Annotated in this window: 6 protein-coding genes and 1 pseudogene; 4 read left to right on the forward strand and 3 right to left on the reverse strand. The window is 57.6% G+C overall.

The genetic code is table 11. The annotated features are described in order from the left end of the window. A pseudogene (locus tag Q7O77_RS12115) lies at window positions 1-414 on the forward strand (hypothetical protein); the annotation flags it as partial. 101 nt (window positions 415-515) lie between these two features. Continuing rightward, window positions 516-2,090 (forward strand): transcriptional regulator TyrR, encoded by a 1,575-nt coding sequence (gene tyrR / locus Q7O77_RS12120; RefSeq protein ID WP_304167566.1) that lies wholly within the window; start codon window positions 516-518, stop codon window positions 2,088-2,090. A 191-nt stretch (window positions 2,091-2,281) separates the two neighbouring features. Here tyrR and Q7O77_RS12125 read toward each other — a convergent pair whose 3' ends face one another. Beyond that, window positions 2,282-2,818 (reverse strand): GNAT family N-acetyltransferase, encoded by a 537-nt coding sequence (locus Q7O77_RS12125; protein WP_304167568.1) that lies wholly within the window; start codon window positions 2,816-2,818, stop codon window positions 2,282-2,284. 40 nt (window positions 2,819-2,858) lie between these two features. Then, window positions 2,859-3,737, reverse strand: coding sequence for a helix-turn-helix transcriptional regulator (locus Q7O77_RS12130; RefSeq protein WP_304167571.1), 879 nt, complete (start codon window positions 3,735-3,737; stop codon window positions 2,859-2,861). A 117-nt stretch (window positions 3,738-3,854) separates the two neighbouring features. On the opposite strand from Q7O77_RS12130, the gene Q7O77_RS12135 reads away from it, so the two are divergent. Further along, the gene (locus Q7O77_RS12135) at window positions 3,855-5,312 is read left to right on the forward strand and encodes an MFS transporter (protein ID WP_304167574.1); all 1,458 of its coding nucleotides are present in this window, start codon (window positions 3,855-3,857) and stop codon (window positions 5,310-5,312) included. A 54-nt stretch (window positions 5,313-5,366) separates the two neighbouring features. On the opposite strand, the gene tpx is transcribed toward Q7O77_RS12135, so the two are convergent. Next, entirely contained in the window at window positions 5,367-5,870 is a 504-nt protein-coding gene (tpx, locus tag Q7O77_RS12140) for a thiol peroxidase (RefSeq protein WP_085651862.1), read from the reverse strand. Window positions 5,871-6,307: 437 nt separating this feature from the next. Here tpx and Q7O77_RS12145 point away from each other — a divergent pair. Then, a partial coding sequence (locus Q7O77_RS12145) for an ABC transporter substrate-binding protein (protein ID WP_304167580.1) occupies window positions 6,308-7,382 on the forward strand: 1,075 nt, incomplete at its 3' end.

Consider the following 7,382-nt stretch of genomic DNA (forward strand, 5'->3'; position numbering starts at 1 on the left):
GAGAAACGCCGGTTTTCATCCAGATCGCGGGCGCTATTGCTGGCAATCGTCGGCGTATTCTGGATGTTGACGCCAGCGGGCATGTATTACTGGCCGCATCAATGGCCGCTCTGGTCGTTGGCGAGCGGCATCGCGCAGGGCGGCGGGTTTACCGCTATTTTCATGCTGATCATGGACCACGCCCGCGATCTGGATGAAAACCGGCGTTTCTCCTCGGCCGTGCAGGGCGTCGGCTATACGCTGGCCTCGGTCGGGCCGCTGGTCACCGGCGGGCTGCATACGTTGTTCGGCAACTGGGCCGTCAGTTTTCTGCTGCTATCTGCGCTCGCCATTCTGATGCTGGCGATGGGGGTGGCTATTGGTCTGCTGAAGCGGAGTGCGCCTTCCCCGTTCAAAAACTCGACGTCAGACTAAAGTGTCAACTTTTGCTGACACTCTGCTTCATCCGACGATGGCGAATAGGGTATCATTCGGTTTTCGTCCCCCCCTGCGCGCCTGATGAAGAAGGTATGTTGATGCGTCTGGAAGTTTTTTGTAAAGACCGTATGGGCCTGACCCGTGAACTGTTGGATCTGCTGGTGCTGCGCAACATCGATCTGCGCGGTATCGAAATTGCCGCCGCTGGACGCATTTATCTCCATGTGGATTCGCTGCGCGTCGAGGATTTTCAGGCGCTGATGGCGGACATCCGGCGGACGGAAGGCGTCAGCGATGTCCGTACGGTGGCGTTCTTGCCGTCTGAACGCGAGCACCGGGCGTTGAAAGCGCTGCTGGAATCTATGCCCGAAGCTGTGTTTTCCGTTGATCTGAAAGGGCACGTCGAAATGATGAACGCGGCGGCGCTGACCCTGTTTGGACAGACGGCGGAAAAAGTGTCTCAGTTAAACATCAGTCAGCTGGTCGGTCGCTATGCCTTTAACCGCTGGCTGGAGCAGGGCGCCAAACCGGAGACGGAGCGAGTGGTGGTCTGCGGCCGGGACTTCCTGCTGGAGGTCACGCCGGTCTATCTGGATGACGACAGCGGGGAAAAGGTCGCATCGGGGGCGCTGGTGATGCTCAAATCCACGGCGAGAATGGGGCAGCAGTTACAAAACCTGTCTGCGAACGACGACCGCGTTTTCGACACGATCGTCGCCGTCAGTCCGACGATGCGTCAGGTGATGGAGCGGGCGCGTAAGCTGGCGCCGCTGGATGCGCCGCTGCTGATCGTCGGCGAAACCGGCACCGGCAAGGACATGCTGGCGCGCGCCTGTCATTTACGCAGCCATCGCTCCGGGCAGCCGTTTTTGGCCCTGAACTGCGCTGCGCTGCCAGACGACGTGATGGAAAGCGAGCTTTACGGCCATGCGCCGGGCGCTTATCCGAACGCGCTGGAAGGTAAAAAAGGCTTTTTTGAGCAGGCGAACGGCGGGTCGGTGCTGCTGGATGAAGTCGGCGAAATGTCGCCGCAAATGCAAACCAAGCTGCTGCGTTTCCTCAACGACGGAACGTTTCGCCGTGTGGGCGAGGAGCACGAGCTGCACGTCGACGTGCGGGTCATCTGCGCTACGCAGAAGAACCTGATGGAGCTGGTGCAGCGCGGCCAGTTCCGGGAAGATCTTTATTATCGTCTGAACGTGTTGACGCTGGAACTGCCGCCGTTGCGGGCGTGTCCGGAAGACGTGATGCCGCTGGTCGAGCTGTTTGTCGCGCGTTTTGCGGATGAACAGGGCATGCGTCATCCGCGCATTGCGCCCGAAGTTCGGCAACTCCTGCCTCAGTACGGCTGGCCGGGCAACGTGCGGCAGCTGAAAAATATCATCTATCGAGCGTTAACCCAGCTGGAAGGAGACGAGCTGACCTTGCAGGACATCGACTTGCCCGCCTTTTCTTCTGCGCTGGCGCACAGCGAAACGCTGTTGGAAGGCTCACTGGATGACATCACCAAACGGTTCGAGCGCTCCGTTCTGACTCGCCTCTACCAGAGCTATCCCAGCACGCGTAAGCTGGCGAAGCGGCTCGGCGTTTCCCACACCGCCATCGCCAACAAGCTGCGCGAGTATGGGTTGAGTGCGCGCAAAGCGCCGAGCGACGAAGAGTCCTCATCTTAAACCTTCAGCTTCGGCGTCGGGCCGTTGTCGTCATCCTCTGACGGCTCGCCGCTGTTCTATGCGTGCATCACGCAACCTCAGCCATAGAAGTCAGCACCGCGCCCGGTTGTAGCCGCGCGGTCGCCTTGATTTTCATACACGTTGATTGCGTGAGGTGACGCGACGAGCTGGTCGCGTCGTTTTCTTGCGATTTAACGCGCAGGGATCAGGGAATAAACGGCGGCGTCGGTCGGTTGGCCGTGGATGACCAGACGGTTGTAGGCGATACCTTCGAAACGCGCACCCGATTTTTCCGCTATGCGGCGGCTCGGCAGGTTGTGTTCAGCTGCGATGATCTCCAGTCGGGTCAGTCCCAGCTGTTCGAAACCGAAGGCGGTAATGACTTTCACGGCTTCCAGTGCGACTTGCTGCCCCTGCTCGGACTGGCGCACCCAATAGCCGATATTTCCCATCTGATAGCCGGACTGAATGCTGTTGATGCCGACGGAGCCTATCAGACGGCCCGATGTTTGTTCGAAGATGCCGAGATCGTATGCCATGCCTTCATGAATTCGCAGCACGCTTTGAGCAACCCAGTGTGAGATCTCGGGAACGTTGTATTCATCCGTACACCACGATAGCCAGCGTCCGACGGTCTCTCTGGACTCTTGAACCGCTTCTGCGATCTGCGGAATATCATCCGCGGTGAATGGGCGAATAAAAAATCGTGGCGTGATTAACGGAAACATCGTGCATCCTCCTGCTTGTCAAAAAGGGCAACTGGTAGGCTCAGACGGGAAAATCCAGCTGGGCCAGCTTTTCCAGCGTCTGTTTATCCTGCTCTTCCGCAGGCATATAGACCAGCATCCGATCGCCGTTATGGCTGGCCGTCCACCAGTTAATCTGCCGCAGAGAAATGACGCCCAGCTGCGGGTGCTGGAAACGCTTCACCTTATTGATCACACCCTGGATCTCGTAGCGTTGATGCCACAATTGCCGGAACTGCTCTGATTCGTTCAGGCAGCGTTGCAACAGCGTTTCCCAAAGCGGTTCGCCGCTATGCTCTACCAGCCGCGCTCGGAACATGGCCACCATGTTGGGCAGAAATTCCTGCAGGTCCGCCAGTCCTTTCTGCCAGTCCGGGTGGGTAAAGGCCAAATAGATACAGTTGCGATCTTCGTGCGGAATATGATTCAAATCGATGTTAAGCAGCCGACACCAGGACTGATTGAAACCCAGAATGCTGAAGCGGGCGTTAACGATAACGGCGGGATAGGGATTGAGCTGGTCCAGAATCATCTGGCTGTCTTCGTTGATCTTCTCGCAGCTGGCGCGCACCGTCGGCGAAAAAGGCAGTTCCGCCAGCATAAACAGATGCCGGGTCTCCACCTCGTTGAACTGCAGCGCCTTGGCGATCGCCAGCAGCGTTTTGGCCGACGTTTTGATAGGGCGTCCCTGTTCCAGCCAGGTGTACCAGGTAATCCCGACATCGGCCAGCAGGGCGACGTCTTCGCGACGCAGTCCCGGCGTACGGCGCTTGCGCGGGGTCGACAGCCCCAGTCGCTCCGGGTCCAGACTCTCCCTGCGCGTGCGCAGGAATTTCCCCAGCGTGAGCCTGCGGTTTTGTTCGGTATTGTCGAGAGGAGGGGCCGTCGTAAGTTCTGACATATCAAGGACTCCGAGCCAGACAGGTGGAATTTATACCAGGATAATCAAGAACTGGTACCCGTTTGAATTAACCCCGATGCTAGCGCTCGTGGATTATGAATACAATGGGCGCACACAATGAAACAAGGTTCACTGACACACGGGTTGAGTCGTATTGGTCTGGTGGTATTACTGACCGGACAACTCCTGCCTATGATTGATTTTTCCATCGTTAACGTCGCGCTGGAATCCATTACCCATTCGCTCTCCGCGAGTCCCGCTGAACTCGAATTGATCGTCTCGATTTACGGTGTGGCCTTTGCCGTCGCGTTGGCGATGGGGGGCCGACTGGGCGATAACCTGGGGCGGCGGCGGATTTTTATGGCGGGTGTCGCCGTGTTCGGCGTGGCCTCGCTGCTGTGCGGCATCGCTCAGTCGGTATGGCTACTGCTGTTTGCGCGGGCATGGCAGGGAATTGGCGCGGCGCTGGCTATCCCACAAATTCTGGCGACGATCCACGTCAGCCTAAGTGGACGTCGGCATGCCCGGACGCTCGGCATCTACAGCGCCATCGGCGGACTGGCCTTTATTATCGGGCAGGTTCTGGGCGGAGCGTTGCTGAAGCTGGATATCGGCGGATACGGCTGGCGTAGCGCCTTTCTGGTAAATTTACCGTTCTGCCTGCTTATTCTGATTTGCGCGCCGTTTTGGGTACCGGATACCCGCAGCGAAAAGCGTAAGGCGATTGATTTGCCGGGTACGGCATTGCTGGCGCTGGCCTTGTCATGTCTGCTGTTTCCTCTGGCGTTGGGGCCTCTGTGGCACTGGCCGTTAAGCTGCGTCGTCGCGTTGTTGGCCAGTTTTGGGCTGTTTCCGCTGCTGTGGCGGGTAGAACGACGACAGGAAAAACGGCAGCAGGAGCCTTTGCTGACGCCCGCGCTGTTCCGACTGCCGAGCGTTCGTTTCGGTTGCGCCATTGCGCTGCTGTTCTTCTCCAGCTGGAGCGGCTTTATGTTCATCGTCGCCTATGTCCTGCAGTCCGGCGCGGGATTTTTGCCGCTGGAGTCAGGCAACAGCTTTATCGGATTGGGGGTGGCTTATTTCATCTCCTCGTTGCTGAGCGGTCGGGTCACGGAGCGCGTGGGCAACATTCCTACCCTGATTATCGGCTGTGCTATCCAGATGAGCGGTCTGCTGCTGCTGATGGCGACGCTGGCATGGGTCTGGCCCGCGCCGACGCTGTGGACGCTGTTGCCTTCGACCTGTCTGGTCGGGTTCGGTCAGGCGTTCATCGTCAGCAGCTTTTATCGCATCTTTTTGTCGGATGTGCCGGTTTCTCATGCCGGTTCGGGCGGCGCGTTGCTGTCCACTTTGCAGCAAACGGCGATGGGCATGGGCCCAATCGTATTAGGTTCCGTGCTGGTTCATCTTCTGCATTCCACGGAGGGGCGTTATGACATTGCGCTGATCGCCTCGTTGGGCGTGGAGTGGAGCCTAATGTTGCTGTTGGTGGTAGGCGCATGCTGGATGCATCGTCGCAACGTGCGGTCTAAAGCGTATCAGGGGAAGGGGGCGGTTCAGATCGTGAGTGACTGAGGAAGAACAACATCCCGGCACCGATGGCCGGGATGTTGTGGCAGGGAGTTCCGCTTATTTCAGGGAAGCCAGCGCCTTATCGTAGTTCGGTTCGGTCGTGATTTCGTCGACCAGCTCGCTGTGCAGCACAACGTCATTTTCATCCAACACGACGACGGCGCGCGCCGTCAGTCCTTTCAGACCGCCATCAGCGATAGCCACGCCGTAGTTCTCTTTGAACTCAGCGCCGCGCAGCGTGGACAGCACTTCCACGTTGTTCAGCCCTTCAGCGCCGCAGAAGCGCGCCTGAGCGAAAGGCAGATCGGCGGAGACGCACAGTACGACGGTATTGTTCAGCTCGGAAGCCAGCTGGTTGAATTTACGCACGGAGGTCGCGCAAACGCCGGTATCGATGCTCGGAAAAATGTTCAGGATTTTACGTTTGCCCGCGTAGTGGCTCAGCGGAATATCAGAAAGGTCTTTTGCCACCAGTGAGAAAGCCTTGGCCTTGCTGCCTACAGCGGGGAATTCGCCGGAAACCGGTAGCGGCTGACCTTGGAAGTGTACATTCTTTGACATCATTGCGTCCTTTATTACAGGTGGTTAACAAGGCGTTCAGTGTAGGGCAACATTATCAACATTGGTATAAAAAAGTAAGTCTACTTAATTCGACATAAGTCTCGGTTTAGTCACGCTTTAGCATTTTCACCGGCGCAATAACGGACTGGCATCACGACATTCTCTTTCTCACGCACTCCACGCACGATGCGGGCTGGCGCTGCATCGACGAATGTCTGTTTTTGGCGTCATTCCGATAGGCAAAATTTGATTTCAGGCTATGATAATGCATCGCCCGGAAGGGGTATTTATGTTGCTTTTTCAGAGGCCTCCGTAGAGAAAATACCGTCATAGAAGAAAGATTAACCTCAGTGCTCAATGACGGAGGTTTTCAGGATCGTTGGGGCCGGTAGTTTTTTGCGGCCCGCGCAGCAGCTATTTTAAGGACCGAACACATGATGCCATTTCGCTATTCCGCCCTTTGCGTCGGACTGCTGGCTGCGCTGACAGGCGCTGTCAATGCAGCGCAAGTTCCCGCCGGAACCGTGCTGGACGCCAAACAGGACGTTGTCCGCCATATCAAAGATGAACCCGCCTCACTGGATCCGATCAAAGCTGTCGGCCTGCCGGAAATTCCGGTGATCCGCGATCTGTTTGAAGGTCTGGTGAATCAGGATGAACACGGCAATCCGGTCCCCGGCGTGGCAGAACGCTGGCAGACCAGCGACAACCGCACGTTCACGTTTATCCTGCGCGAGGACGCACGTTGGTCGAACGGCGACCCGGTCACCGCAAAAGACTTCGTCTACAGCTGGCGTCGTCTGGTGACGCCTGCCAACACCTCATCCTTCAGCTGGTTCGCCAGTCTGGCTGGGATCGTCAACGCAGACGCCATTCTGGCGGGTAAATTGCCGCCGGACCAACTGGGCGTCGTCGCAATGGACGACCACACGCTGAAGGTGATGCTGAGTCGACCCGTGCCGTACTTCGTCAACCTGATGGCGAACTTCAGCCTGTTTCCGGTACATCAGGCCACGGTCGAAAAGTACGGTGCTGACTGGACTCGTCCCGGCCATCTGGTGGGCAACGGCGCCTTCAAGCTGGATGAGCGCGTGGTCAATGAAAAGCTGGTGCTGACGCCGAATGCGCACTATTGGGATCATGCTCACACGGTCCTGCGTAAAGTCACCTATCTGCCGATTAGCCAGGAGTCGAATGCGACCAAACGCTATCTGGCTGGCGATATCGATATCACCGAATCGTTTCCTAAAAATCAGTATCAGAAACTATTGAAGACGCTGCCGGGCGAGGTGTATACGCCCGCTCAGCTGGGCACCTATTACTACGCATTCAATACGCAAAGAGCGCCGACCAGCGATCAGCGGGTGCGCAAGGCGCTGTCGTATGCGATCGACCGGCAGGTGATTGCACAGAAGGTCCTGGGGACGGGCGAAAAACCGGCCTACCGCCTGACACCGGACGTGACCAGCGGATTCACGCCGGAGCAAAGCGAGCTGGAGCAGTATTCGCAGG

This window comes from Lonsdalea britannica, assembly GCF_946477055.1.
GTDB lineage: Bacteria > Pseudomonadota > Gammaproteobacteria > Enterobacterales > Enterobacteriaceae > Lonsdalea > Lonsdalea britannica_A.

What these genes read in the sequence shown, in the direction of transcription:
- tyrR (WP_304167566.1), top strand. Translation starts at nt 516, where the DNA reads ATGCGTCTGGAAGTTTTTTGTAAAGACCGTATGGGCCTGACCCGTGAA.
- Q7O77_RS12125 (WP_304167568.1), bottom strand. Translation starts at nt 2,818, where the DNA reads ATGTTTCCGTTAATCACGCCACGATTTTTTATTCGCCCATTCACCGCG.
- Q7O77_RS12135 (WP_304167574.1), top strand. Translation starts at nt 3,855, where the DNA reads ATGAAACAAGGTTCACTGACACACGGGTTGAGTCGTATTGGTCTGGTG.
- Q7O77_RS12130 (WP_304167571.1), bottom strand. Translation starts at nt 3,737, where the DNA reads ATGTCAGAACTTACGACGGCCCCTCCTCTCGACAATACCGAACAAAAC.
- tpx (WP_085651862.1), bottom strand. Translation starts at nt 5,870, where the DNA reads ATGTCAAAGAATGTACACTTCCAAGGTCAGCCGCTACCGGTTTCCGGC.